The sequence below is a fragment of the Streptomyces sp. DSM 116793 genome (assembly GCF_057320905.1).
Window position 1 is genome coordinate 1,414,131 of sequence record NZ_CM170494.1, and the last position, 26,526, is coordinate 1,440,656.

The following is a 26,526-nucleotide window of genomic DNA, read 5'->3' on the forward strand; positions in this document are numbered from 1 at the left end:
TGGGACCTCTCATGGGGTGACCGTCCTGGGGGGCGAAACTCATCGGTGCCTCGTCGGCGGGCCGTCCCATCGGTCCGGCCTGCCCCGGGCGCGGCCGCCGCCGGGCGGACCAGACCGAGGGGCCGGTGGCCCGTCCGGAGCCGCACGGTTCCGGACGGTTCCGGACGGTTCCGGACGGCCAGGTTCCATGGGCCCGGCCCGTACGGCACCGGACGGCTGGCTCGTTCAGTCGTCGTACTCCCGGTACTCCTGGATGCGCTGTCCGTGACTGCGATCGGTCAGCTCGGGCAGCCGCCGGTTCAGCTCCGCGACGGTGCCCGCGACGTCGACGGTGCGCAGGACGCGGTCGCGCATCAGGACCTCGCCGTCGACGATCGTGGTCACCACGTCGCCGGAGCGGGCGCTGTGGACCAGGGTGGCGGCGAGATCGTGCACGGGCTGGGTGCGCGGCCCGCTGAGGTCGGCCAGCACGATGTCGGCGCGCCGTCCCGGTGCCAGCTCCCCGATCCGGCCGGCCAGGCCGACGGCCGCCGCGCTCTGCAGGGTGGCGTGGTGCAGGGCGTGCCGTGCCGTCAGCACCCTGGGGTCGCGATCGGCCTGTTTCTGCGTCAGTGCGGTCAGGGCCATGGACTCCCAGACGTCCAGGGAGTTGTTGGAGGCGGCACCGTCGGTGGCCAGCCCGACCGGGATGCCCAGTTCCCGCAGGACCCGGATCGGGGTGGTGGCCGGGTCCCAGGCGAACTTCGCGTAGCCGCGCGGTGCGGTCGCCGCCGCGATCCGGCCGGTGGCCCGGTCCAGCACTTCGTGGTCGCGCTCGACGATGCCGGTGCCGTGCGCGATGAGCACGTCGGTGCCGAGCAGCCCGGTGCGTTCCAGGATCTCGATCGGGGTGAGCCCGTGGCGGGCGAGACTGGCCTCGGTCTGCTCGCGGTTCTCCGCGGCGTGCAGATGGACCGGCAGCCCGTACTCGTGGGCCAGTTCGGCGGTGGCGGCGAGGTCGGCGTCCGAGACGGTGTAGGGGGCGTGCGGGGCGAGCGCGGTGGTGATACGGCCACCCGCAGCACCGGCGCGCGCCCGCGCGAACTCCAGAGATTCGACGCGCCCTTCGGGCCCCTGTGACGAGAAGTAGGTCTGGCCCAGGTGGGCGCGGAGCCCGGTCTCGGCGACCACGTCGGCGACGGCGGCCATGCCGAAGTAGTGGTCGGCGAAGCAGGTCACCCCACCGCGGATCATCTCGGCACAGGCGAGCCGGGCGCCCAGCGTGATGTCACGCGCGGTGAGCCGGCTCTCCACCGGCCAGATCCAGTCGTTGAACCACTCGTGGACCGGTACGTCCTCGGCGAGCCCGCGCAGCACCACCATCGGCGAGTGGGTGTGGCAGTTGATGAGCCCGGGGAGCGCCACGAGTCCCCGGGCGTCGATGTGTTCGGTGGCGGGCGGGGGCGCGGGTCGGGGGCCGGCCGGGCCGGAACCCGTGCTGACCGGGCCGGTGCCGGTGCCCGGCGAGGGGATGCCCGTGCCCGCGGGGGCGGACCGGACGGCGGGGGCCGCTCCCGGGCCCCTGCCCGGTGGCTCGTCCGCCGTGACGGATTCGATCACTCCGTCGCGTACCACGAGGGTGGTGCCCTCCGTGAAGTACACCTCGCCCCGCGGGTCGTGCCGCAGGGCCGTGCAGCCGGTGATGACGAGGTCGGCGGGCTCGGACGCCGGGCGCGTGCTCATCGGCCCACGGTACCGGCGTGCCCGCCCGACTCCCCGTCCGCTCGCCCCTGTTGTCGACATGGCTCCCCTGAGTCGAGAATGCACATGACATAACAACAGGCGGTCGCCGCACCGCATCCACAGACCGAAGAGGAACCCCCCACATGAGAAAGCCTCTTGTCGGCGCGTTCTGCACCCTGCTGCTGCTCGGCGCAGGGGCGACGCCCGCGATGGCCACCGGCCTGCCCACGGGCACCGCCGAGGACACCGCACGCGCGCACCACGCCGCCCACCCCCACGTCCGCGCGGTCGACTTCGCGGGCACCGTGGCGCTCAGCAACTGCTCGGGCTCGGTGGTGCGCATGCCCGACTCCCAGCCCGGTGACCCGGCGTTGGTGCTCTCCAACGGGCACTGCCTGGAGACGGGCTTCCCCGAGCCGGGCGAGGTCATCGTCGACCAGCCGTCCAGCCGTACGTTCACCCTGCTCGACGCGGACGCCGACTCCGTCGGCACACTGCGGGCGGACAAGGTCGTGTACTCGACGATGACCGACACGGACGTCACGCTCTACGAGCTCGGCAGCACGTACCAGCAGATCGAGAGCCGCTACGGGATCAAGCCGCTCACTCTCTCCGACCAGCACCCGACCGCGGGCACGGCCATCACCGTGGTCTCCGGTTACTGGAAGGAGACCTACAGCTGCAGCATCGACGGCTTCGTCCACGAGCTGAAGGAGGGCGACTGGACCTGGAAGGACTCCATCCGCTACACCCCGGAGTGCGAGACGATCGGCGGCACCTCCGGCTCCCCGGTCGTCGACAACAGGACCGGTCAGGTCATCGCCGTCAACAACACGGGTAACGAGGACGGCCAGCGGTGCACCGTCAACAACCCCTGCGAGGTCGACGAGGACGGCAACGTCACCGTCCACCAGAACACCAACTACGCCGAGGAGACCTACACCATCCCGGCCTGCATCGGGACCGGGAACAAGCTCGACCTGAGCGCTGACGGGTGCACGCTGCCCAAGCCCGCGGGCGAGTAAGGCGCCGCGTACCACCGTCCGCGTAGGCACGGGAGTGGCCTCCGCCGCGCATGACGCGGTGGGGGCCGCCCTGTGCTGCCGGCGGGGCCGGGGAGGACGGGCACTCCTGACGGCCACGCTGGGGACACCCCTGGTCGACCCCGCGATGCCGTCGGCCACACCACGAGGCCGTCGGCCACACTGCGGTGCCGTCGACCGCGGTGCCGTCGACCGCGGTGCCGTCGACCGCGGTGCCATCGGCCGCGGTGCCATCGGATACCGCGATGCCGTCGGCTACGAAGAGCCGTCCGCCGCCGCCTGGAAGAGCACCTGGACCTCGCCGATCGCCCGGCCGAGCGCCTCGGGGTCGCTCTCCAGGGAGGCGAGGATGGCGTCCATCCGCCGCAGCCCCGCCCGCTGGAGCAGCGTCTTCTCGTTGGTCACCCACTGGCCGCGGGCGGCGAGGACGGCGTGGGCGGTCTGCATGGCGGCGGTGGCGAGGGCGCCCGCGACCTCGGTGAGCTGGGCACGGGGAGCGCTGTTGTGGCGGGCGTACTGGAGGGTGAGGCCGGCCCTGCCGCGCCACTCGCCGGGGGCGGTGCGGCGCAGCGGCTCCGGGTAGCCGTCGGGGTGCGGGGTGCTGCCGCGCAGCACACGGTTGAGGGCCAGCTCGGCGACGACCAGGTAGCTGGGGATGCCGGCCAGGTGGAACATCAGCGGCTCCCAGTGGAAGCGGCCCTCGCGGGCCTCCGCCAACTCGTGCTCGACGACGTCGAGGTCCCGGTAGTGCACGTCCACCCTGCGCTCGTCGATGGTCAGCCAGGCGCCGCCGTTGAAGACCCCGCCGCCCCAGCCGCCCACCTCGGACACCTCGCCGGGCCAGCCGAGGGCGCGCAGGGCGTCCGGGTCGAACTGCCCCCGGTAGTAGACGGCGAGGTCCCAGTCGCTGTCGGGCCTGTGGGTGCCCTGGGCGCGCGAGCCCCCGAGGGTGACCGCCTCGACGGCCGGCAGGGCGGCGAGGCGGTCGGCGACGTGGTCGAGGAAGGCATCGTCGTTCATCGTGGCGTTGTACCACCGCGGAGCGGTGGGGGTGGTCCATTTCTGCGCCGCGGCGGCGGGGCGGGGTCGGGAGGACGCCGGTGGGACGGCGCCGTTGGCGAAGGCATCGGCGGCGACGGCGTCTTCGGCTTCGACTTCTGCTCCGGCCCCGGCCCCGGCTCCGGCCCCGGCCCCGGCCCCGGCCCCGGCCCCGGCGGTGAGACCCTCTTACCCCTGGGGCGGTTGCTGGGAAGACGTGCCGATGTGCAGGGACCGTACGTGGCCCGCCTGGATGACGGGCCCGTGCTGCACTCCGCCGCTGACGGTGTTGTACGTGTTGTACGTGTTGCCGCCTTGGGCGGGCCGGCTCCGCGGCGTCAGTTCGTCGACGACGGCGCGGAGTTCCGCGGCGAACTCCGGGTCGCTCCGCAGCGCGCGCCGCAGACGGCTGCGCCACGCCGCCTCCACGTCGTCCGCGGCGTCCTGGTCGCCGGACTCGCGGGCGGCGACCAGCTCCTCACGCGAGAGCTCCAGCTCGCCCCGGACGGCGCCGACGGCCTCCTCCTGCTCCGCTTCCTCCCCGCTCCCCCGAGAGAAGAGCCGCGCGAGGCGATCCCGTACCTGTGCCCAGCCGTCGCCCACCATCTGCTGCACCAGTGTGGTCGCTCCGGCAGCGGCCAGTGCGGCCAACTCCGCGTCCATGTGCCCCCCTCAGTCGTAATCCGGTCCCAGTCGTGGTTCGGTCCCAGTCGTGGTTCGGTCTGTCGTGGTCCGGTCTCAGTCGTGGTTCGGTGGCGGGCACTCCTCGGTGGCACCGCCGCCGTCAATTCTGACCGGGTCCGTCCCGGTCCGCAGGCCTTTGGTCCTGCCGATCTCGAGGGGCACGGTGCGGTGCCCGGCATGTCAGGGTTCGGGGCTCGGGAGGCCGACGACGCCGGGCGCCAGGACGTCGTCCGTCAGCGCTCGGGGCGGCGGACGGCGTGCAGGCCCGCCGCTTGCGCCCCGTCACTCAGGACCTGACGGAGCATGGCAGGGGTCAGCCGGCCCGTGAACGTGTTGCGCTGGCTGACGTGGAAGCAGCCGAACACGTCGAGGGGCGGGCCGCCGTCCTCCGCGGTCAGGGTGACCCTGGCCCCGTGGCCGAACGTGGGACGGGGGCGGGGCACCGTCCATCCCGCCGCGGCGAACGCGGGGAGTGCCGCCTGCCAGCCGAACGCGCCCAGCACGACCACGGCGCGCAGGGTCGGGCGGAGCGTGCGCAGCTCGGTCTCCAGCCAGGGACGGCAGGTGTCCCGCTCCTGCGGGGTGGGTTTGTTGGCGGGCGGCGCGCAGTGCACGGGGGAGGTGATGCGGACGCCGTGCAGCGTCAGGCCGTCGTCGGCGCGCACTGCGGTGGGGCTGGACGCGAGGCCCACCGTGTGCAGGCCCGCGAACAGCACGTCGCCGGAGCTGTCCCCGGTGAACATCCGGCCTGTGCGGTTGGCGCCGTGTGCGGCCGGGGCCAGGCCGACGATCAGCAGGGCGGCGTCCGGGGGGCCGAAACCGGGGACGGGACGTCCCCAGTACTCCCAGTCCGCGTACGCCGCGCGCTTGGTGCGGGCGACCTCCTCGCGCCACTCGACGAGCCGGGGACACGCCCTGCACCCGGTGATGCGCTCGTCCAGGGCCCGCAGCGCCCGCCCGGCATCCGCAGGACCGGCCGGGCCCGGGCTCCCGGCCTGGCTCCGGCTCCCGGCCTGGCTCGGGCTCGGGGGCTCCTGTGCGGCGATGGGGTCCATGCGTCAACGGTACGGGCGGCGCCTCCCGGGGCGTCGGGAGCGCGGCGTGGTCCCTGCCACTCCTGCGCTGCGGAAGCCCGGGGGCCCGCGCGGACCCGGCCCCCTGAGCCGCGGACCCCCGGCCCCTGAACCGCGGTGTTCCGAGTCCCGGACACGGCCGGACACCGCCCAGGCGCCACCGGACACAGCCGTGCACCGCCAGCACCGCCGTGCACCGCCAGCACCGCCGTGCACCGCCAGCACCGCCGTGCACCGCCAGCACCGCCGTGCACCGCCAGCACCGCCGTGCTGCGCCGCCAGCACCGCCGATCGCCGCCAGCACCGCCAGCACCCCGCACCCGAGAGCTGCTCCTGCCGCCGGAAAGCGTTCCGCGCCCGCCCCCACGGGCGGCTAAGGTCAGGACATGGCTTCAGAAGCGTCGAGCGGTGCGGCGGCGTCGCCCACGAAGGGGGCCACGGGTGTGGCCGAGGCGTCGGGTCCGGTGCGGGTGGACAGCTGGATCTGGTCCGTACGGCTGGTGAAGTCCCGTTCCATGGCGGCCACCGCCTGCCGAGGCGGGCATGTCCGGGTCAACGGCGAGCGGGTCAAGCCCGCGTACGCGGTGCGGGTGGGCGACGAGGTACGGCTGCGGCACGCTGGGCGGGAGCGGATCGTCGTGGTGAAGCGGGTGATCAGGAAGCGGGTCGGCGCGCCGCTGGCCGCGGAGTGCTACGTCGACAACAGCCCGCCGCCCCCGCCCCGCGAGGCCGTGGCGCCCGCCGGTGTGCGGGACCGTGGCGCCGGGCGCCCGACGAAGCGGGACCGCCGCGAGATGGAGCGTCTGCGCAGTCTCGGCCGTGGAATGGGCGGTCTCGGGGGCGGTCCCGCCGGCAGGGCGTAGCGGTCGGGCAGATCCGGCAGTCCCCTGCTCGACGGATGTGCGCCGGGCTCGGGCGGTGCCCGGTGGCCGTGGCGGTGCCGGTGGGCTCCCAGGACCGGCCCGTCTCACGCGCGCGCCGCACCCCGGAGGGGGCGCGGGGAACTGCGCGAGAAACGAGCCACCCGCTGTCCCCCCTGCCTTACGGGCGTGGGAGACACCCCCGCAGAAGCGACGGAGACTCCCCCCACAGGAGCGACGGAGACTGCCCCCGCAGGAGGCGACGGAGACTGCCCCTCCGGGACGGTGGCGACGCAGCGCCCCGAGGGCGCCGGGGTACCGCAGGGGTCGGGCTCGGCGCGCCGCCTCCACCCGCTCAGGGCGCGGGGACCGCCCGTACCCAGGTCCGGTCCTCCGTCAGGTAGCGGTCGACCTTCAGCCCGGCCTCGGTGAGTGCGGCCTCGAAGGCCTCCTTGGTGAGGGGACGGGCGAGGAAGGTCTGGGTCCAGGTGGCGTCGGGGAATATGTACTCCACATGGACGGAGTTCACCCCGTCCCCCACCGGTTCCGCGGAGGCTATGCGGATCGTGAAGCCGCTGGGGTCGACGCGTTCGCGCGGGATGTTGGTGTGGTAGTCCTCGCCCTCGCGCTGGATGAGGACACAGCCGTCTTCGGCGACATGGCGGCGGCAGGTGGCGAGCAGGCCGCGGCGGACCGCGACGTCGCCGGCGTGCACCAGGAAGGAGGCGAGCATCACGACGTCGAACCTCTCACCGAGGTCAAGGCCCTCGATGGGTGAGCAGACCGTGCGCGCGCCGTGGACGCGGGCCAGCATCTCGGCCGACTCGTCCACCGCGGTGACCGTGAAGCCACGCTCGACCAGCGGATGCGTCACCCGACCGACGCCGCTGCCCAGCTCCAGGATTCTGGCGCCCGGCGGAACGGCCGACGCGATCACGTCCGGCTCGTCGCCGACGGGCAGGCGGCCGTAGAGATCCACCGCGCAGCCGTCGGGCGTGATCGCGCCGGGGCCCGTCCCCTCGTAGCCCTTCCGCATCGTGCCGCTCATTCGGCTACCGCCTCCTCAGCCGGACCGCCCGGTGCCTGTTCACCGGCGTCTTCCGCCTATCCCAACGAGCGGTTCCGCGGCGTGGTTCCCCGTTCGCCGTCCGTGACGGCGTCGGTTTGGTGCCGCCCCGGTGCGCGCAGCACACTGTGAGGCAGAGCACCACGCTCCTCGGCCGGGTCCGAGGGAGGAGGGTGATCGTGATACGGAGCGGCAGTGAGCCGATGACCGCACGCAGCCCGCTGCGGCTGCGCTTCTGGCTGAGCATCTGGGGCCTGATCTGGACGACCGGCGGCACGGCGGCGTTCGCGGCGGCGGACCTTCCGGGCTGGGCGGCCGCCTGCGCCATCCTCTGGCTGATCGTCGTGGTGGACCTGGTGATGGTGATCCGGCACATCCGGCAGGGGCCGCACTTCCAGCCGGGCCCCGACGTCCCGCCGTACGAGCCGCCGGCGCACCACTGACCCGCGGCCCACGGCGGGTGGACGGGAGACGAGGGGCTCGGGGAGCCGCCGGGCAGGGCGGCTCCCCGAGCCCCTCAGTCGTTGGGGGATTCCGGGATTCCGGGATTCCGGGGATTCCGGGGATTCCGGGGATTCCCCCGACCGGTCCCGGATGGGTCCCCGCCCGAGGCGGGGTGATTCCCCAGCCGGGATCGGATGGCTCCCCCGGGGAACCCGTTGAACACCCCGGCCGGAGCCTGGCTCTCAGGAGTCGAACCGGGCCGCCTTCACGTACTGCGGCCGGGGGTCGAGGGCCGCGGCGAGTCTGAAATGCCGCTGGGCCCGCTCAGGCCGTCCGGCACGCTCATAGGTGCGGGCCAGCGCGAAGTGCGCGAAGGCGTTGTCGGGCTCGCGCTCCAGGACGACGCCGAACTCCAACTCGGCGGAACGGAGCTGGGCGGCGGCGAAGAAGGCCCGCGCGCGCAGCAGGCGCGCGGCCGTGTTCTCGGGGTGGGCGGCGATCACGGGGTCGAGGAGCTTCACCGCGCCCCGCGGGTCGCGTGCCGCCAGGAGCTGCTCCGCGGCACGGAAGTCGATGACATTCGTCTCAGGAGTACGTCCGGTGAATCCGCTGCTCTCGGGCACGGCTCACTCCTTCCCTCACTGGGCGCTTCAACACCGGCGCGTGTGGACGCTATTCCGCGCCGTCCCCGGGTGCCCCGGTTCGCGCCCGCCGGTCCAGTTCCCGCCAGACCTCGTGGACGCGGGTGCGCAGGGCGTCCAGCGGGGCGTCGTTGTCGATCACGATGTCCGCGAGGGACAGTCGCTGCTCGCGGGTCGCCTGTGCGGCCATCCGGGCCCGGGCGTCCTCCTCGGACATCCCGCGCAGCCGTACCAGGCGGTCGAGCTGGGTCTGGGGGGAGACATCGACGACGATCACCAGGTCGTACAGCGGGGCAAGGCCGTTCTCTGCCAGGAGCGGCACATCATGGACGACGACGGCGTCGGCCGGTGCCGCGGCTTCCAGCTCCGCGGAGCGCGCCCGTACCAGAGGGTGGATGATCGCGTTGAGCGCGGCCAGCCGCTCGGCGTCCCCGAAGACGATGGCGCCGAGCTTGGGCCGGTCCAGGGAGCCGTCGGCGGTCAGCACATCGGGGCCGAAGGCCGCCACGACCGCGTCCAGGCCGGGGGTGCCCGGCTCGACGACCTCCCTGGCGATACGGTCCGAGTCCACCAGCACGGCGCCGTGCTCCACCAGCAGCCGTGACACCTCGCTCTTGCCGGCGCCGATGCCACCGGTCAGGCCCACTCTCAGCATGACCCGAAGCTTAGAGAACGGAGCCGGGCGCCTATCGGCGGGAGCCCGGCTCCGTGCGTGCGGTTCCTGCGGCTTCCACGCACTCCCCGCCGACGGGCCCGGACGGGCGGACGCCCCGGCCGCGAACCGGCGCAGGCGCCCGTACGGGCCCACGCACCCGTACGGGCCCACGCACCCGTATGGACTCAGGAGCCCGCACCGCCCCAGGCCCCCTTACCGCTCAGGGCGCCCCGCACCGGCTCAGGCGGCCGAAGACCGCCCGCTCACCCGTCTCCCTCACGCTCCGCCAGGAAGCGCTCGAACTCCTGGCCGATCTCGTCGGCGGAGGGGATGTCGACCGGCTCGGCGAGCATGTTGCCGCGGGACTCGGCGCCCGCGGCGGCGTCGTACTGGTGCTCCAGGCCCTGGACCAGGGAGACCAGCTCGTCGTCGCCCTCCTGGATCTGACGGTCGATCTCGGTCTGGGTGCGGTGCGCCTCGGTGCGCAGGGCGTGCGCGATGCCGGGCAGCACCAGGCCGGTGGCCGCGGTGATGGACTCCAGGACGGTGAGGGCGGCGTCCGGGTAGGCGGAGCGTGCGATGTAGTGCGGCACATGGGCGGCCACGCCGAGGACGTCGTGGCCGGCCTGCGAGAGCCGGTACTCCACAAGGGCTTCGGCGCTGCCGGGAACCTGGGCCTCGTCGAAGGGGCTGCGGTGGCCGGGGACGAGCTCCGTGCGGTTGCCGTGCGGCGTGAGGCCGACGGGGCGGGTGTGCGGGACGCCCATCGGGATGCCGTGGAAGTTCACCGCGAGGCGGACGCCGAGGCGCTCCACGATCTGCTCGACGGCCGCGGCGAAGCGCTCCCACTCGACGTCCGGCTCGGGGCCGGAGAGCAGCAGGAACGGCGCTCCGGTGGCGTCCTGCACGAGGCGCACGTCGAGGGTGGGCACCTCGTAGTCGGTCCACTGGTCCCGACGGAACGTCAGGAGGGGCCGCCGGGCGCGGTAGTCCACCAGGCGGTCGTGGTCGAAACGGGCGACGATCTGGTGGGGCAGGGAGTCGAGGAGGCGCTCGACGATCTGGGCGCCCGTCTCACCCGCATCGATGTAGCCGTCGAAGTGGTACAGCATGACCAGCCCGGCCGATTCCTGGGCGAGGGCCATGTCGACGACGGCCAGGCCCTTCGGCTCCCACGTGTACAAACCCTGCGGATCAAGCACGATGACTGCTCCTCCTCGTATCTGCCCTACCGAACGCACGGCGCCGCCGGGGCATTCCCCGGCGCGGCAGACGGAGTGCGCTCCGTCCGGTCCAGATCTTGACGCGAACATGCAACACCCATGCGGTCACCACCACCCGGGTTCACGCATACGCTCAGTTTTCACGTACAAGAACAGCCTCTCCAGGAGGCGGACCGGTCCCCGACGGCCCATGGGACCCTGCTCCGCCCATCGATCCCCCACGAGAACGCAGACGGGAAGGCCACGTACATGCGCACCCGAAAGCTGCTCCTGCCGCTCGTCACCGCCCTCGCCACGGCCACCGCGGCGGGCGCCCCCGTGGCGCTCGCCGCCGCTGCGGACCGGACGGCAGCGACCATCGAGGTCACCACGGCCGCCGAGCTGAAGACGGCGCTCGGCGACGCCTCGCCGGGTGACACGATCCACCTGGCGGACGGCACGTACACCGGAAACTTCAAGACCAGCGCGGCGGGCACGCCGGCTGCGCCGATCACCCTCACCGGCTCCGCCAAGGCGGTGCTGACCGCGGGCGGCGGCTACGGGCTGCACCTGAGCGGCGCCTCGCACTGGACGGTCGAGGGGATCACCGTCACGGGCGGCCAGAAGGGCATCGTGATCGACTCCGCCCAGGGCGTCGTCATCGACTCGGTGACGGTGCACGACCTCGACATGGAGGGCGTCCACTTCCGCGATTCGAGCAGTGACGGCGTCATCAGGAACTCGAAGATCTACGACACCGGCCACGACGGCCGGGGCATGGGCGAGGGCGTCTACGTGGGCACGGCCAACACGCTGGACGACAAGAGCGACCGCGTGCAGATCCTGGACAACACCATCGGCCCCGGGGTGGGCGGCGAGAACGTCGACATCAAGGAGGGCACGACGGGTGCGGTGGTGTCCGGCAACACCTTCGACGGCAGCGGCCTGACCGGCGCGAATTACGACGACTCCTGGGTCGACGTCAAGGGCGACGACGTCCTCGTCGAGAACAACAAGGGCACGCACACCACGAACGACGGCTACCAGACCCACAGCCAGCAGGACGGCTGGGGCTGCGGCACGGTGTTCCGCGGCAACGCCTCCGACCTGACGGGTGCCTCCGGCACCGACCGGCTCGCGATCGACGTCACCAACCAGAGCGACGACTGCCGGACCACGGTCTACGGCAGCAACACGGTGACGGGCGGCAACGGCCTGACGAACATCGACATGACGGACTGACCACCGGAGTGCCCGTCCGGGACCCGCCGGGAGCGCGGGCTGTCGCCGCACGCGGCACCACACAGCGAAGCGCTGGGGCCCGCATCCCGGTCGGATGCGGGCCCCAGCGCACGGTTGTCCGTATCAGCTCAGATCCAGCGGCTGACGGTACCCCCTCTGGGGGAGATCAGCTCTGGCCTCCGGCCAGCTTCTCGCGGAGCGCGGCAAGGGCCTCGTCCGACGCGAGCGCGCCGGAGTTGTCCTGCGACTCCGAGGAGTAGGAACCGCCGGACGAAGCCGGAGCGGACTGCTCGCCGCCCTCGGCCGCGGCCTGCGCGTCCGCCTCGCGGGACTTGATGACCTGCGCCTGGTGCTGCTCGAAGCGCTGCTGGGCCTCGGCGTACTGCGTCTCCCAGGCCTCACGCTGCTGCTCGTAGCCGGGCAGCCAGTCGTTCGTCTCCGGGTCGAAGCCCTCGGGGTAGATGTAGTTCCCCTGGTCGTCGTAGGACGCGGCCATGCCGTAGAGCGTCGGGTCGAACTCGACCGAGGCCGGGTCGGCGCCGAAGGACTCGTTGGCCTGCTTCAGCGAGAGGCTGATGCGGCGGCGCTCCAGGTCGATGTCGATGACCTTGACGAAGATCTCGTCGTTGACCTGGACGACCTGCTCCGGGATCTCCACGTGGCGCTCGGCCAGCTCGGAGATGTGGACCAGGCCCTCGATGCCCTCGTCCACGCGGACGAACGCACCGAACGGCACCAGCTTGGTGACCTTGCCGGGGACGACCTGCCCGATCTGGTGGGTCCGGGCGAACTGCTGCCACGGGTCTTCCTGGGTCGCCTTCAGCGACAGGGAGACGCGCTCGCGGTCCATGTCGACGTCCAGGACCTCGACCGTGACCTCCTGGCCGACCTCGACGACCTCGGACGGGTGGTCGATGTGCTTCCAGGACAGCTCGGAGACGTGCACCAGGCCGTCGACGCCGCCCAGGTCCACGAAGGCACCGAAGTTGACGATCGACGAGACCACACCGGACCGCACCTGACCCTTCTGGAGGGTGGTGAGGAAGGTCTGGCGCACCTCGGACTGGGTCTGCTCCAGCCAGGCACGGCGGGAGAGGACGACGTTGTTGCGGTTCTTGTCGAGCTCGATGATCTTGGCCTCGAGCTCCTTGCCCACGTAGGGCTGCAGGTCTCGGACTCGGCGCATCTCGACCAGGGAGGCCGGCAGGAAGCCGCGGAGGCCGATGTCGAGGATGAGACCACCCTTGACGACCTCGATGACGGTACCGGTGACGATCCCGTCCTCTTCCTTGATCTTCTCGATGGTGCCCCAGGCACGCTCGTACTGGGCGCGCTTCTTCGAGAGGATCAGGCGCCCTTCCTTGTCCTCCTTCTGGAGGACAAGTGCCTCGATCTCGTCGCCCACGGCGACGACCTCGTTCGGGTCGACGTCGTGCTTGATCGAGAGTTCGCGGGACGGGATGACGCCCTCGGTCTTGTAGCCGATGTCGAGCAGGACCTCGTCCCGGTCGACCTTCACGATGACGCCGTCGACGATGTCGCCGTCGTTGAAGTACTTGATCGTCTCGTCGATCGCGGCGAGGAAGGCTTCCTCGTTACCGATGTCGTTGACCGCTACCTGCGGGGTGGTGGCGGTGGTCTCGGTGCTGCTCGTCATGTGGGAAAGGGCTCCGGTACGGACATTGAAGTCGTAGGTACTGCTTTGCGCCGGGAGCCCGTTTCGCTCTGAAGAAGCCGGACAGCTTAGGAGGCGCGGATCCCGTCTCCCTGCCGGGTCGCCGGGAACCGGAAGAGCCAGAATGCGCCTCGACAACCGAGGGGACATACAACAGATGCGAGCGCAGCCTGCTCTGTCTGAGGCGCGCAGGCCCGCAGCGCAACTTGTAGCATACGGGGGCAGCCGGACAGGGTCAATGCACGAAGAGGCATACCCGGGGCGGATCGCCACATACCCGGCACACATCCTGTTGCCTCAGGCCACACGGGTCGCGCGGCGCGCCGAAGGGCGCCGCCCCGGCGGGTCGCGCGGCGGGACCGGCAGCGGGCTCGACCGGAGAATACGACGATGGAGCCGATCATCCAAGAGCGCGATCTGACGGGACCCGCGGACCCCTCTCCGAGGGGCGATTCCGGGCCATCCGGCTCATGGGGACCCGGGCCGTGGCCGGCCGGGACGGAGTCCGAGACGGAGCCGGAGGCCACCCGCCGGTCCGCCTCGGCCGCGGAGAGCAGCCGGGCCAACCGCGGCTGGTGGGACCGGAACGCCGACGAGTACCAGCGCGACCACGGTGCGTTCCTCGGCGACGACCGGTTCGTCTGGGGTCCCGAGGGTCTCGACGAGGCCGAGGCCGGGCTGCTGGGCCCGGTGGCGGAGCTGGCGGGCCGCCGGGTGCTCGAAGTGGGCGCCGGCGCCGCCCAGTGCTCGCGGTGGCTGGCCGCGCAGGGTGCGCGGCCCGTCGCCCTGGACCTCTCGCACCGGCAGCTCCAGCACGCGCTGCGGCTCGCGGACACGATGCCCGGGGCGTCCGGCGCGTCCGGCGGCTCCGGCGGTGGGGTGCGCCTGGTGCAGGCGGACGCCGCGGCGCTGCCCTTCGCGGACGGCTCCTTCGACCTGGCGTGCTCGGCGTACGGGGCGCTGCCGTTCGTGGCGGAGCCGGTGCGGGTGCTCGCGGAGGTGCACAGGGTGCTGCGGCCCGGCGGCCGGTTCGTCTTCTCGGTCACGCACCCGATCCGCTGGGCCTTCCCGGACGAGCCGGGGCCCGAGGGCCTGTCCGTCAGCGCGTCCTACTTCGACCGGACGCCGTACGTGGAACAGGACGACGCCGGCCGTGCGGTCTACGTCGAGCACCACAGGACGCTCGGTGACCGGGTGCGGGACGTGGTCGGCGCCGGGTTCAAGCTGGTGGACCTGGTGGAGCCGGAGTGGCCGGCGTGGAACGGCCAGGAGTGGGGCGGGTGGTCGCCGCTGCGGGGGAATCTGATTCCGGGGACGGCGATATTCGTGTGTGAGCGCTGAGGGCGGCCGCCGGGGGCCCGGCGGCCGTTCCGGTCGGCGGGGAGCGGGGCCGGGGTGCGTGTCGCGCGCCGCGTTCGTGGGGCTGTGGCTGTTCAGGGGTGCCCCCTGAGGAGCGTCGCAGGCTCACCCGCTCGCCGTGGCTCGTCGCGCAGGTCCCCGCGCCCCTCCCCCGGCGTGACCCACCCCGCAGCGCCAACCGCCCATCGGCGCCCCACTGACCAGGGGTGCCCCCTGCGGGAGCATCGCAGGCTCACCCACTCGCCGTGGCTCGTCGCGCAGGTCCCCGCGCCCCTACCGGCGTGACCCACCCCGCAGCCGGGTGGGGGTGGGGTGGCCTTGGGGTCGTTCGGGAGACTGGGGGTGTGATGCGAGTCGAGGCTCTGGAGCGGCTGCCCGTCCGTGAAGTGCTGCCTTCGTTGCGGGCCGCTCTGGACGGGCCCGGTGCCGCTGTTCTGTGTGCGCCGCCGGGTACCGGCAAGACCACTCTGGTGCCGCTGGCGCTGGCCGGGCTGCTGGGGGACGGTGCCCCGCCGCGGCGGGTGGTGGTCGCCGAGCCGCGCCGTATCGCGGCCCGTGCCGCGGCGCGGCGGATGGCGTGGCTGCTCGGGGAGCGGACCGGCGGGAGTGTGGGGTTCGCGGTGCGCGGGGAGCGCGTCATCGGGCCGCACACGCGCGTGGAGGTCGTCACGACCGGTGTGCTGATGCAGCGCCTCCAGCGCGACCAGGAGCTGTCCGGCGTCGACGCGGTGGTGCTCGACGAGTGCCACGAGCGACACCTGGACGCGGATACGGTGGCCGCGTTCCTGCTGGACGTGCGGGCGGCGCTCCGCCCGGAGCTGCACCTGGTGGCCGCGTCCGCGACGACCGACGCGGAGGGCTGGGCGGAGCTGCTGGGCGGCGCGCCGGTGCTCACGGCGGACGGGGACCCGCATCCCGTGGACGTGGTGTGGGCGCCGCCCCGGGGGCCGGTGCGGCCGCCGCACGGCATGCGGGTGGATCCGGCGCTGCTGGCGCATGTGGCGACGGTGGTGCGCAGGGCGCTCGCGGAGCGGGACGGGGACGTGCTCTGCTTCCTGCCGGGCGTCGGGGAGATCGGCCGGGTGGCGGGGCTGCTGGGCGAGCTGCCCGGGACCGAGGTGCTCCAGGTGCACGGACGTTCTCCGGCGGCGGTCCAGGACGCGGTGCTCGCGGGCGGTGCCGGACGGCGGGTGGTGCTGGCCACGTCGGTGGCGGAGTCGAGCCTGACGGTGCCGGGGGTAAGGATCGTGGTGGATTCGGGGCTCGCCAGGGAGCCGCGCACCGACCACGCGCGCGGGCTGAGCGCGCTCACCACGGTGCGCGCCTCGCAGGCCTCGGCGCGCCAGCGGGCGGGGCGCGCGGGCCGCGAGGGGCCCGGGGCGGTGTACCGCTCCTGGGCGGAGGCGGAGCACGGCCGGCTGCCGCGGTTCCCCGCACCGGAGATCAAGGTCGCGGACCTGACCGCGTTCGCGCTGCAGGCGGCGTGCTGGGGCGATCCCGGCGCCACGGGCCTCGCACTGCTCGACCCGCCTCCCGCGGGCGCCCTGGCGGCGGCCCAGGAGGCTCTGAGGGCCCTCGGCGCGGTCGGCGACGGGGGTCGGGCGACCGAGCGCGGCGCCCGGATGGCCCGGATCGGGGTTCATCCCCGGCTGGCCCGCGCCCTGCTGGACGGGGCGCGCGAGGTCGGCGTACGGCGCGCGGCGGAGATCGTCGCGCTGCTGAGCGAGGAGCCGCCGCGCGCCTATGGGGACGACCTGACGGCGGCCTGGCGGGCGGCCCGGCACGGCCGGGAGGCGTCCGGGGACGGCTATGCCGCCCGGTGGCGCCGGGAGGCGGACCGGCTGGCCACGGCGGCGCGGGGAGCGCTGCGGGACGCCGGCACGAGGCCGGGAGGCGAGGCGTACGACGCCGTGGGCGCCCGGGACGGGGACGGGCCCCGGGGCGACCGAGCGGGCGCCGCGGGACCCCGGGACGACGGCCGGGCCCACCCGCCAGAACCCGGGGGCGTTCCGACCGGGGGCCGCAGGCGCGGGGCCGACCAGGGCGGGGCCCGCGGGCGTGGGAACGACGCGCCCGTGGGCCGCGGGCGTGCGGACGGCCGCGGTGACGCGCCCGGGCAGGAGATCGGGGACGATCGGGCCGCCGGGCTCGTCGTGGGGCTGGCGTTTCCCGAACGGCTGGCGCGGGACCGGGGCGACGGCACCTACCTGATGGTGTCCGGCACCGGGGCGGAGCCGGCGGATGGCTCGGCGCTGCGGGGCGTCCCGTGGCTCGCGGTGGCCGTGGCGGACCGGCCCGTGGCCCGGGCACACGCGCGCGTGCGGCTCGCCGCGCCGGTCGGCGAGGACACCGCGCGGCGCGCGGCCTCGGCCCTGCACCGGGCGGCCGAGGAGGTCCGCTGGGCGGACGGCGACGTGGTGGCCCGCCGGGTCGACCGGCTGGGCGCCGTCGAACTGGCCGCCCGCCCACTGCGCGACCCCGCGCCCGAGCTGCTGCGCTCGGCGCTCCTGACGGGCCTGGCCCAGGAGGGCCTGGACCTGCTGCACTGGACGCGCGAGGCGCGGGAGCTGCGTATGCGGCTGGCCTTTCTGCACCATCGCTCGGCGGCGCGGGAGGACGGCGAAGGGCGTCCCGGCGGGGGGCACGCACGCGTGGCGGACGACGTTCCACACGCGCGCGTGGCGGGCGGTTCACCGCCGGAGGGGGACGCCCCGGGCACCGGTGCGGGGCCGGTGCCGGTGAGCGGTGCGTGGCCCGATGTGTCGGACGAGGCGCTGCTCGCGCGGGCCGGTGAGTGGCTGGAACCCGAGCTCGGCCGGGCGCGGCGCCGGGCCGACCTGGGCCGGATCGACGCCGGCGCGTGCCTGCGACGGCTGCTGCCCTGGGCGTCCGGCGAGGCGGCCCGGCTGGACGAGCTGGCCCCGGAACGCCTCGTGGTGCCGACCGGGTCCCGGATCCGGGTCGACTACACGGATCCGCGGCAGCCGGTGCTCGCGGTGAAGCTCCAGGAGATGTTCGGCCTGGCCAGGACGCCGGTGATCGCCGGGGTGCCGGTACTGGTGCACCTGCTGTCGCCGGCGGGCCGGCCCGCGGCGGTCACCGCGGACCTGACGTCCTTCTGGCGGGAGGGGTACCGGGCGGTACGGGCGGAGTTGCGCGGGCGCTATCCGAAACATCCGTGGCCGGAGGATCCGACGCATGCGGAGCCGACCCGGCACACCAATGCGCGGGCGCGCGGCTGAACGCGCCGGATCACGCTGCTCCGGACGCACCCGGGCGTGCCCGACGTACCCCACGCGTTCACACACCGGAACGCGACTGCCACCTCGTTACTGCCACCCCGTGCCATCCCCCGACGGCCACCCGATGTCCCGCGCACGGCGCCGCACCCGCACGGGCGCGGCACCACCCGCACGGCACCGCACCCGCGCCGCGCCTCCGCACCGGCACCGCACCCGCGCCGCGCCTCCGCACAGGTGCGGGCCGTGGCCTCCAAGGCGAGGGCCGTCTCCCCCGGGCGCTGAGCCCCTAAGCGCCCGAGCCGCCGCCCGACTGCTGCGGGGGCTGGTCGTCCGCCTGCTGGACGGTCAGCTGGATGTCGAGGGTGGCGCCGCCGGTCGTGGTGATGCGGAGGACGAAGGTGCCGGTGGTGTCGTCGGCGTGCAGCTTGGGGAGCTTCAGCAGGCCGTTCTCGTCGGTCTTGAGGTCCTTCAGGGCCCGGATCGGCTTGCCGGCGTCGTCCTCGAAGTAGGGGCCCTTGTCGATCTCGTCCGGCAGGGGCGAGGACTTGATGAGGGTCGCGGTCGCGGCGACGCCCGGTGCCACGGCCCCCTTGTAGGTGGCCTTGACCTGCACGTCGTCCTCGAAGGTGCCGCCGGGCGTGCAGATCAGGTCGGTGTCACTGGTCCTCGTGAGTTTGTCGGCCTGGCGCTCGGTGACGGTGGCCTTGAAGTCCAGGGCGGGCACCGCGCGTCCGACGACGGTGGCGCGCACGATGAAGTCACCGGCCTGCTGGCCTGCCTTCAGGGCGGGCGCGGTGGCGATGCCGTTGGCGTCGGTTTGCACGGTGGCGACGGTCTCGCCGCCGTCGAAGGTGGTGTCCGTGTCACCGACGAGGGTGAAGCGCACCCGTACCCGGCTCACCGGGTTGTTCTGGCCGTTCTCGGTACGTGCCTTGATGCGCTGGGCGAAGGTGTCGCCCGCGGTGGCGGAGAGCGTCCCCGTGCCGGCGTTCTCGATGTGGGTGACAGTGTCGGTGGGCGTCTGGTCGCCCGTGTCCCCGCCGGGGTCCTGGGTGGCGGGGTCCGTCGGGCCAGGAGAGGTGCCGTCGTCCGCGCCACCGGGCTTGTCGGGTGTGCTGGGGGGACTCGGCTTGCTCGGCTTGCTCGGCTTGCTCGGCTCTTCGGGCTTGCTCGGGGTGTCGTCGGCAGGCGGGGTGGAGGTGTCCGGTGTGTGGTCGCTGCGGTCGCCGGGCGGGACGCCGGTGCCGTCCGGGACCTCGTGCGTGCCCTTGCGGTAGTACTCGTACCAGGACAGGACGGTGTTCAGGTAGTCCTGCGAGTGGTTGTAGGCGAGGATCGCCCGGTGGAGGTCGGCGGTGTTCGCCAGGTCGCGGCCGCCCGCGCAGAGGTAGCGGCCCGCGGCGAGTGCGGCGTCGTAGACGTTGTTGGGGTCCTTCTTGCCGTCGCCGTTGCCGTCGGCGCCCCAGCCGGTGTGGTCGGGGCCGCCCTGGTTCCAGGTGGAGGGTATGAACTGCATCGGGCCGACCGCGCGGTCGTGGACGGCGTCGCCGTCGAGCGCGCCGTCGTCGGTGTCGGTGATCTCGGCGAAGCCGTTGCCGTTGAGCACCGGGCCCAGGATGGGGCTGAGGGTGGTGCCGTTCGCGTCGACCCTGCCGCCGCGTGCCTGGCCGGACTCCACCTTGCCGATCGCGGCGAGCAGCTCCCAGGGGATGTTGCAGCCGGGCTGTGACGACCGCATCGCCGCGGCGGCCTTCTTGTAGGCGTCCAGGACGGTGGCGGGTATGCCGGCCTCGGGGCTGCCCGTGGCGGGCGGGTGGTCCGTGGAGGGGGGCGGCGTGGGGCTGTTGAGCGGCGGCAGATCCGTGTAGTACGGGGAGTCGCCCGTCGCCGACGAGCCGTCAGGGGGCGTGGTGGACTCCGAGGTCTGGCCGTGGTGGGCGTCGTCGGTCAGGCTGGGGGCCTGGGACGCGGAGAGGGCCGCCACTGCGGCCGCAGCCACAGCGGTGGTGGCCGCTCCCCTGCGAAGCCTCCTGCCGAAATGCGCCGCCATTCCGTGCACCCCTCCATCGGTGGTCGTCCTGCCGTGCGCTCCCCCGCACGGTCAGCCCTCGTGACCCTACGGCAACTTCCTGTGTGCGGGCAGCCGTTCGTGCCCGAATTTCACCAGTTGCCTACATGCGCGGCACTCGCATGTCAGAGTGCGGAGGGTTTTGCCGCGGGCGGTGGTTCGGCTTGTGGGCGGCGGTGCGGTGGGCGGTGGCGGGTCGCGCAGTTCCCCGCTCCTTCGAAGCGAGGATTCGCCCCGGAAGCGGGGCGCGAAGAACCGCGCGCACAACCAACCACCCACCCAGGCCCCGGGCACAACCGGAACGGCCCCTCAGGACGGTGACGACCCAACCCGTCCGTCGTGGCATGTCGCGCAGTTCCCCACGCCCCTGCCGGGGCAGGGCTCAGTGGGCCGCCGACTCCCAGGTGGGGCCGACGCCGACGGAGACGTCCAGGGGGGCCCGCAGGGCGACTGCGGAGGACATCTCGCGGCGGACGATCTCCTCCGCCGCGTCCCGCTCACCGGGCGCGATCTCCAGGACCACCTCGTCGTGGACCTGGAGCAGCATGCGGGACTTCAGCCCGGCCTCCGTCAGCGCGCCGTCCACCTTCAGCATCGCGATCTTGACGATGTCCGCGGCGGTGCCCTGGATGGGGGCGTTGAGCGCCATGCGCTCGGCCATCTCACGGCGCTGGCGGTTGTCGCTGTTGAGGTCGGGGAGGTAACGGCGGCGGCCGAGCATCGTCTCCGTGTATCCGGTGGCACGGGCCTCGTCGACCGCGCGGCGCAGGTAGTCCCGCACGCCGCCGAAGCGCTCGAAGTAGGTCTCCATCAGCGCGCGGGCCTCGGCCGCGTCGATCCCCAGCTGCTGGGACAGGCCGAAGGCGGACAGGCCGTACGCCAGGCCGTACGACATCGCCTTGATCTTGCGGCGCATCTCCGCGTCGACCTCGGTGGTGGCCACGCCGAACACCTGCGAGGCGACGGTGGAGTGCAGGTCCTCGCCGGAGGTGAACGCCTCGATGAGGCCCTCGTCCTCGGAGAGGTGGGCCATGACGCGCAGCTCGATCTGGCTGTAGTCCGCGGTCATCAGCGACTCGAAGCCCTCACCGACGACGAATCCGCGGCGGATGGCGCGGCCCTCGTCCAGCCGGACGGGGACGTTCTGCAGATTGGGGTCGGTGGACGACAGGCGGCCGGTCGCCGCGACGGTCTGGCTGAAGGTGGTGTGGATGCGGCCGTCCGCCGCGATGCACTTGAGCAGGCCCTCGACGGTGACCCGCAGCCGGGCCTGCTCGCGGTGGCGCAGCATGATGACCGGCAGCTCGTGGTCGGTCTGGGCGGCCAGCCACGCGAGCGCGTCGGCGTCGGTGGTGTACCCGGTCTTGGTCTTCTTCGTCTTCGGCAGGGCCAGCTCGCCGAAGAGCACTTCCTGGAGCTGCTTGGGCGAGCCGAGGTTGAACTCGTGGCCGACGGAGGCGTGCGCCTCCTTCACGGCCTGCTGCACGGCCGCCGCGAAGGTCTGCTCCATGGCCTCCAGGTGGGGGCGGTCCGCGGCGATGCCGTGCCGCTCCATGCGGGCCAGCAGGGCCGAGGTGGGCAGCTCGATGTCCGTGAGCAGGCCGGCGGCGCCCACCTCCTTGAGGCGGTCGCCGAAGGCGGTGCCCAGGTCGAGGATGGTGCGCGCCTGCACCATCAGGGCCTCGGCCTCGGCGTGGTCGTCGGTGCCGAAGGCGAGCTGGCCCTCGGCCTCGGCGGCGGGCACCAGCTCCCGGCCGAGGTACTCCAGGGACAGGGCGTCGAGGGCGAAGGTGCGACGGCCGGGCTTGACGAGGTAGGCGGCCAGGGCGGTGTCCATGCTGACGCCCTCGATCCGCCAGCCGTGCTCCGCGAAGACCCGCATGGCGCCCTTGGCGTCATGCAGCACCTTGGGCTTGCCGGGGTCGGCGAGCCAGTGCGCGAAGGCGTTCTCGTCGGCCTCGTCGAGCTGGGCGGGGTCGAACCAGGCCGCGGCGCCGCCGGCGGCGGCCAGCGCGACCTCGGCGACCGCACCCGTGCCGAGCTGCCAGGTGTCGACGGTGGCCAGGCCCAGGACGGCGTTGCCGTGCTCGGCGAGCCAGGGGGCCAGCTCACCGGAGGCGAGCACCGAGCCGTCCAGCTCGATGCCCTCGGCGGGCGGGGCGGCCTCGGCCTCCTCGGCACCCGGGTCGACGGCGAGCAGCCGCTCGCGCAGCGAGGGATTGCGGATCTCCAGGGTGTCCAGGACCATCGCCACGGCCTTGCGGTCGTAGGCGGCGCGCTCCAGGTCGGCGACGGTCTTGGGAAGCTCGACGGTGCGGCTGAGCTCCGTGAGGCGGCGGTTGAGCTTGACGGCCTCCAGGTGGTCACGGAGGTTCTGCCCGGCCTTGCCCTTGACCTCCTCGACGCGCTCCACCAACTCGGCGAACGAGCCGAACTGGTTGATCCACTTGGCGGCGGTCTTCTCGCCGACGCCCGGGATGCCCGGGAGGTTGTCCGAAGGGTCGCCACGCAGGGCGGCGAAGTCGGGGTACTGCGAGGGTGTGAGCCCGTACTTCTCGGCGAGCTTCTCGGGCGTGTAGCGGGTGAGCTCGGAGACGCCCTTCGTGGGGTACAGGACGGTCGTGTGCTCGCTGATCAGCTGGAACGAGTCGCGGTCGCCGGTGACGATCAGGACCTCGAAGCCGGCCGCTTCGGCCTGGGTGGCGAGGGTGGCGATGACGTCGTCCGCCTCGAAGCCCTCGATCGCGAAGCGCTCCGCGCGCATCGCGTCGAGCAGCTCGCCGATCAGCTCGACCTGGCCCTTGAACTCGTCGGGGCTCGTGGTGCGGTTCGCCTTGTACTCCGCGAACTCCTGCGAGCGCCAGGTCTTGCGGGAGACGTCGAAGGCCACGGCGAAATGGGTGGGCGCCTCGTCACGGAGAGTGTTCGCCAGCATCGAGGCGAAGCCGTAGATCGCGTTCGTCGGCTGGCCGGTGACCGTGGTGAAGTTCTCCGCGGGCAGCGCGAAGAACGCACGGTAGGCCAGGGAGTGCCCGTCCATGAGCATCAGACGGGGGCGGGTCCGCTCGGCCGCCTGGCCGGACGACGTCTCGGTCGGCTTCTTGCTCTTCTTCGATGCTTTCTCTGCCACGAGTCCGATCCTGCCACGGACCACTGACACTCCGGGCCACCCCGGCTCCGCCCGCCCCGGCAGGGGCGCGGCCGCCGCCCGCGGCGTACCGGAAGCGGGGGCCCGGGGGGGTCCGCCGCACCGGCACGTCAGTGCCCCGTGGCACGATCAAAGGTGCACCCACGGTGCGCCGTACACGCTCGAAAGGGACCCCAGATGGCCAGTAAGCCGCCCAAGGGCGATCCGGTTCAGGACGCCCCCGAGGTCGCTCAGCCGCAGCACGCCGCCGCGGGCCTGCCCGCCATCAAGCACTCACTGCGGATGGCGCAGCAGCAGATGGGCGTGCGCCGCACCGCGCTCACCCTGCTGCGGGTGAACCAGAAGGACGGCTTCGACTGCCCGGGCTGTGCCTGGCCGGAGCCGGAGCACCGGCACACCGCGGAGTTCTGCGAGAACGGCGCGAAGGCGGTCGCCGAGGAGGCGACGCTGCGCCGTGTGACGCCGGAGTTCTTCGCCGCGCACCCGGTCGGGGACCTCGCCACCCGCAGCGGCTACTGGCTGGGCCAGCAGGGCCGCCTCACCCGGCCCATGTACCTGGCGGAGGGCGCCGAGCGGTACGAGCCGGTGTCCTGGGAGCGCGCCTTCGACATCGTCGCCGAGGAGCTGGCGGCGCTCTCCTCCCCCGACGAGGCGGTCTTCTACACCTCGGGCCGCACCAGCAACGAGGCCGCGTTCCTCTACCAGCTCTTCGTCCGGGAGTTCGGCACGAACAACCTGCCGGACTGCTCCAACATGTGCCACGAGTCCTCGGGCTCGGCCCTCAGCGAGACGCTGGGCGTCGGCAAGGGCAGCGTGCTGCTGGAGGACCTGTACAAGGCGGATCTGATCATCGTCGCCGGGCAGAATCCGGGCACCAACCACCCCCGGATGCTCTCCGCGCTGGAGAAGGCCAAGGCGGGCGGCGCACGGATCATCACGGTCAACCCGCTGCCGGAGGCGGGCCTGGAGCGCTTCAAGAACCCCCAGACGCCGAAGGGCCTCACCAGGGGCGCCGCGCTCACCGATCTCTTCCTGCAGATCCGCCTCGGCGGCGACCAGGCCCTCTTCCGGCTGCTGAACAAGCTGATCATCGAGACCGAGGGCGCGGTCGACGAGGAGTTCGTCCAGGCGTACACGCACGGCTACGACGAGTTCGCGAAGGCCGCGCGCGCCGCCGACTGGGCGGAGACGCTGGCCGCGACGGGCCTCACGCGCTCCGCGATCGAGCAGGCACTGCGGATGGTGCTGGAGTCCCGGCGGACCGTGGTCTGCTGGGCCATGGGCCTCACGCAGCACAAGCACGCCGTGCCCACCATCCGCGAGGTGGTGAACTTCCTGCTGCTGCGCGGCAACGTCGGCCGCCCGGGCGCCGGGGTGTGCCCGGTGCGCGGGCACTCCAACGTGCAGGGCGACCGCACGATGGGCATCTTCGAGCGGCCCGGCAAGGACCTGCTGGACGCCCTGGAGCGGGAGTTCGGCTTCGCCCCGCCCCGGGAGCACGGCTACGACGTGGTGCGGGCGATCAGGGCGCTGCGCGACGGCGAGGCGAAGGTGTTCTTCGCGATGGGCGGCAACTTCGTCTCCGCGTCGCCGGACACCGAGGTCACCGAGGCGGCGATGCGCCGCGCCCGGCTGACGGTGCACGTCTCCACCAAGCTGAACCGCTCGCACGCCGTGACCGGCGCGCGGGCGCTGATCCTGCCCACCCTGGGCCGCACCGAGCGCGATCTGCAGGGCGGCGGCGAGCAGTTCGTGACCGTGGAGGACTCCATGGGGATGGTGCACGCCTCGCGGGGCCGGCTGGATCCGGCCAGTGAGCACCTGCTCTCGGAGCCGGCGATCGTGTGCCGGCTCGCCCGCCGGGTGCTGGGCCACGAGTCGCGCACGCCCTGGGAGGAGTTCGAGAAGGACTACGCGACGATCCGGGACCGCATCGCGCGCGTCATCCCCGGCTTCGAGGACTTCAACGCGCGCGTGGCCGAGCCCGGGGGCTTCGCGCTGCCGCACGCCCCGCGCGACGAGCGCCGCTTCCCGACCGCCACGGGCAGGGCCAACTTCACCGCGGCGCCGGTCGAGTACCCGCGGCTGCCCGAGGGCCGGCTGCTGTTGCAGACGCTGCGCTCGCACGACCAGTACAACACCACGATCTACGGCCTGGACGACCGCTACCGCGGGATCAGGAACGGCCGCAGGGTCGTCCTGGTGAATCCGGAGGACGCCGCGGCGCTGGGCCTTGCCGACGGGTCGTACACGGATCTGGTCAGTGAGTGGGAGGACGGCGTGGAGCGCCGGGCGCCCGGGTTCCGGGTGGTGCACTACCCCACCGCGCGCGGGTGCGCGGCCGCGTACTACCCGGAGACGAACGTGCTGGTTCCGCTGGACGCGACCGCCGACACCAGCAACACCCCGGCGAGCAAGTCCGTCGTCGTGCGTCTGGAGCAGTCCGCTCTGGCCTAGGCCAGAGCCAGGGGAGACCCAGGGGGCCTCTGACGGATCCCGTCGCGCCGTGGGCCGGGCGTCACGGCGCCGCGGAGATCCGTCAGAGGTCGCCTAAGCACTTGCTCAGCCGCGCCCGGGCGTATGAGATGGGCAGCACATGCCCCCGACGAACGGAGCCAGGCACATGGGCGAGCAGCACGGCGCGGCGCGCAGCGTGAAGTTCCCGCAGGAAGTCATCGACGAGTACGCCGCGCTCGGGGTGGACCTGCCGGCGTTGTTCTCGGCAGGTGCGCTCGGCTCCCGGATGGGCATCGAGATCACGGAGGCCTCGGCGGAGCGCGTGGTGGGCACCATGCCGGTCGAGGGCAACACCCAGCCCTACGGCCTGCTGCACGGCGGGGCCTCCGCGGTGCTGGCCGAGACGCTCGGCTCGGTCGGCTCGATGCTGCACGGGGGGCCGCACCGCCTGGCGGTGGGCGTCGACCTCAACTGCACGCACCACAGGGGCACGCGCTCCGGCCTGGTCACCGGTGTCGCGACCCCCGTACACCGGGGCCGCTCCACGGCGACGTACGAGATCGTGATCACAGATGAGCAGGACCGGCGGGTGTGCACCGCCCGCATCACCTGCATGCTGCGCGACCCCGCCGCCAACGGCAGCGCCGGCTGAGCGCCCGGCGTCCGCAGGGCCGACCGACACGCTCCGTGACGATCACGGGGCGTCCGGGGCCGGCGTGAAGAACGTGAACCAGGCGGACAACCGCCGTGATCTTGATCAGACATGAATGCACAAAAGCGCTCCGGAATGCCGGACTTCTTTTCCTGGCCGTAACGCTCCGTAATGCATTCGCAAAACGAAAGTCGAGTTTCCTCCCGGGTCCCCCAGACGCTTCCAGGCCTTTCCGCACCGCTCACCTCGGCATGC

19 protein-coding genes are annotated in these 26,526 nt (G+C 73.0%); 8 read left to right on the forward strand and 11 right to left on the reverse strand.

What is annotated here, in order from left to right; genetic code table 11:
- Window positions 1-225: 225 nt before the first annotated feature.
- On the reverse strand, window positions 226-1,722 hold the full coding sequence (locus ACSMXW_RS06015) for an amidohydrolase (RefSeq protein ID WP_485804422.1): 1,497 nt from the start codon (window positions 1,720-1,722) through the stop codon (window positions 226-228).
- 143 nt (window positions 1,723-1,865) lie between these two features.
- Here ACSMXW_RS06015 and ACSMXW_RS06020 point away from each other — a divergent pair, with 143 nt between their 5' ends.
- The gene (locus ACSMXW_RS06020) at window positions 1,866-2,747 is read left to right on the forward strand and encodes a S1 family peptidase (RefSeq protein WP_485804423.1); all 882 of its coding nucleotides are present in this window, start codon (window positions 1,866-1,868) and stop codon (window positions 2,745-2,747) included.
- Between the two features lie 273 nt (window positions 2,748-3,020).
- Here ACSMXW_RS06020 and ACSMXW_RS06025 read toward each other — a convergent pair whose 3' ends face one another.
- The 3 genes from ACSMXW_RS06025 to ACSMXW_RS06035 all read right to left on the reverse strand — a co-directional run bounded on the left by ACSMXW_RS06025 (window position 3,021) and on the right by ACSMXW_RS06035 (window position 5,542).
- A complete protein-coding gene (locus ACSMXW_RS06025; protein WP_485804424.1) occupies window positions 3,021-3,785 on the reverse strand; it encodes a nucleotidyltransferase domain-containing protein in 765 nt (254 codons plus the stop codon).
- A 207-nt stretch (window positions 3,786-3,992) separates the two neighbouring features.
- A complete protein-coding gene (locus tag ACSMXW_RS06030; protein ID WP_485804425.1) occupies window positions 3,993-4,466 on the reverse strand; it encodes a hypothetical protein in 474 nt (157 codons plus the stop codon).
- Window positions 4,467-4,720: 254 nt separating this feature from the next.
- Window positions 4,721-5,542 (reverse strand): uracil-DNA glycosylase, encoded by an 822-nt coding sequence (locus tag ACSMXW_RS06035; RefSeq protein WP_485804426.1) that lies wholly within the window; start codon window positions 5,540-5,542, stop codon window positions 4,721-4,723.
- 404 nt (window positions 5,543-5,946) lie between these two features.
- On the opposite strand from ACSMXW_RS06035, the gene ACSMXW_RS06040 reads away from it, so the two are divergent.
- Window positions 5,947-6,423 carry an RNA-binding S4 domain-containing protein gene (locus ACSMXW_RS06040; RefSeq protein WP_485804427.1) on the forward strand — a complete coding sequence of 159 codons (477 nt, stop codon included), beginning with the start codon at window positions 5,947-5,949 and terminating at the stop codon, window positions 6,421-6,423.
- A 352-nt stretch (window positions 6,424-6,775) separates the two neighbouring features.
- Here ACSMXW_RS06040 and ACSMXW_RS06045 read toward each other — a convergent pair whose 3' ends face one another.
- Window positions 6,776-7,468 (reverse strand): class I SAM-dependent methyltransferase, encoded by a 693-nt coding sequence (locus ACSMXW_RS06045; RefSeq protein ID WP_485804428.1) that lies wholly within the window; start codon window positions 7,466-7,468, stop codon window positions 6,776-6,778.
- Between the two features lie 200 nt (window positions 7,469-7,668).
- On the opposite strand from ACSMXW_RS06045, the gene ACSMXW_RS06050 reads away from it, so the two are divergent.
- Window positions 7,669-7,929 carry a DUF6343 family protein gene (locus ACSMXW_RS06050; RefSeq protein WP_485807841.1) on the forward strand — a complete coding sequence of 87 codons (261 nt, stop codon included), beginning with the start codon at window positions 7,669-7,671 and terminating at the stop codon, window positions 7,927-7,929.
- A gap of 243 nt (window positions 7,930-8,172) precedes the next feature.
- On the opposite strand, the gene ACSMXW_RS06055 is transcribed toward ACSMXW_RS06050, so the two are convergent.
- The 3 genes from ACSMXW_RS06055 to ACSMXW_RS06065 all read right to left on the reverse strand — a co-directional run bounded on the left by ACSMXW_RS06055 (window position 8,173) and on the right by ACSMXW_RS06065 (window position 10,428).
- The gene (locus tag ACSMXW_RS06055; RefSeq protein ID WP_485804429.1) at window positions 8,173-8,553 is read right to left on the reverse strand and encodes a tetratricopeptide repeat protein; all 381 of its coding nucleotides are present in this window, start codon (window positions 8,551-8,553) and stop codon (window positions 8,173-8,175) included.
- A 49-nt stretch (window positions 8,554-8,602) separates the two neighbouring features.
- Window positions 8,603-9,226 carry a dephospho-CoA kinase gene (gene coaE / locus ACSMXW_RS06060; protein WP_485804430.1) on the reverse strand — a complete coding sequence of 208 codons (624 nt, stop codon included), beginning with the start codon at window positions 9,224-9,226 and terminating at the stop codon, window positions 8,603-8,605.
- 263 nt (window positions 9,227-9,489) lie between these two features.
- Window positions 9,490-10,428 carry a PAC2 family protein gene (locus ACSMXW_RS06065; protein ID WP_485804431.1) on the reverse strand — a complete coding sequence of 313 codons (939 nt, stop codon included), beginning with the start codon at window positions 10,426-10,428 and terminating at the stop codon, window positions 9,490-9,492.
- A gap of 270 nt (window positions 10,429-10,698) precedes the next feature.
- Between ACSMXW_RS06065 and ACSMXW_RS06070 the strand changes: the two genes are divergently transcribed.
- Window positions 10,699-11,670, forward strand: coding sequence for a right-handed parallel beta-helix repeat-containing protein (locus ACSMXW_RS06070; RefSeq protein ID WP_485804432.1), 972 nt, complete (start codon window positions 10,699-10,701; stop codon window positions 11,668-11,670).
- A 166-nt stretch (window positions 11,671-11,836) separates the two neighbouring features.
- On the opposite strand, the gene rpsA is transcribed toward ACSMXW_RS06070, so the two are convergent.
- Window positions 11,837-13,327, reverse strand: coding sequence for a 30S ribosomal protein S1 (gene rpsA / locus ACSMXW_RS06075; protein WP_485804433.1), 1,491 nt, complete (start codon window positions 13,325-13,327; stop codon window positions 11,837-11,839).
- 408 nt (window positions 13,328-13,735) lie between these two features.
- On the opposite strand from rpsA, the gene ACSMXW_RS06080 reads away from it, so the two are divergent.
- Entirely contained in the window at window positions 13,736-14,686 is a 951-nt protein-coding gene (locus tag ACSMXW_RS06080) for a class I SAM-dependent methyltransferase (RefSeq protein ID WP_485804434.1), read from the forward strand.
- Between the two features lie 362 nt (window positions 14,687-15,048).
- On the forward strand, window positions 15,049-17,946 hold the full coding sequence (locus ACSMXW_RS06085) for an ATP-dependent RNA helicase (RefSeq protein ID WP_485804435.1): 2,898 nt from the start codon (window positions 15,049-15,051) through the stop codon (window positions 17,944-17,946).
- A 286-nt stretch (window positions 17,947-18,232) separates the two neighbouring features.
- On the opposite strand, the gene ACSMXW_RS06090 is transcribed toward ACSMXW_RS06085, so the two are convergent.
- Both ACSMXW_RS06090 and polA read right to left on the reverse strand, forming a co-directional pair.
- A complete protein-coding gene (locus ACSMXW_RS06090; protein WP_485804436.1) occupies window positions 18,233-19,996 on the reverse strand; it encodes a lytic transglycosylase domain-containing protein in 1,764 nt (587 codons plus the stop codon).
- Window positions 19,997-20,396: 400 nt separating this feature from the next.
- Complete coding sequence (gene polA, locus ACSMXW_RS06095) at window positions 20,397-23,144, reverse strand: DNA polymerase I (RefSeq protein WP_485804437.1); 2,748 nt, start codon at window positions 23,142-23,144, stop codon at window positions 20,397-20,399.
- Between the two features lie 195 nt (window positions 23,145-23,339).
- On the opposite strand from polA, the gene ACSMXW_RS06100 reads away from it, so the two are divergent.
- Together ACSMXW_RS06100 and ACSMXW_RS06105 are read left to right on the forward strand one after the other, a co-directional pair.
- Entirely contained in the window at window positions 23,340-25,619 is a 2,280-nt protein-coding gene (locus ACSMXW_RS06100) for an FdhF/YdeP family oxidoreductase (protein WP_485804438.1), read from the forward strand.
- A 166-nt stretch (window positions 25,620-25,785) separates the two neighbouring features.
- Window positions 25,786-26,271 carry a PaaI family thioesterase gene (locus tag ACSMXW_RS06105; RefSeq protein WP_485804439.1) on the forward strand — a complete coding sequence of 162 codons (486 nt, stop codon included), beginning with the start codon at window positions 25,786-25,788 and terminating at the stop codon, window positions 26,269-26,271.
- Window positions 26,272-26,526: the final 255 nt, after the last annotated feature.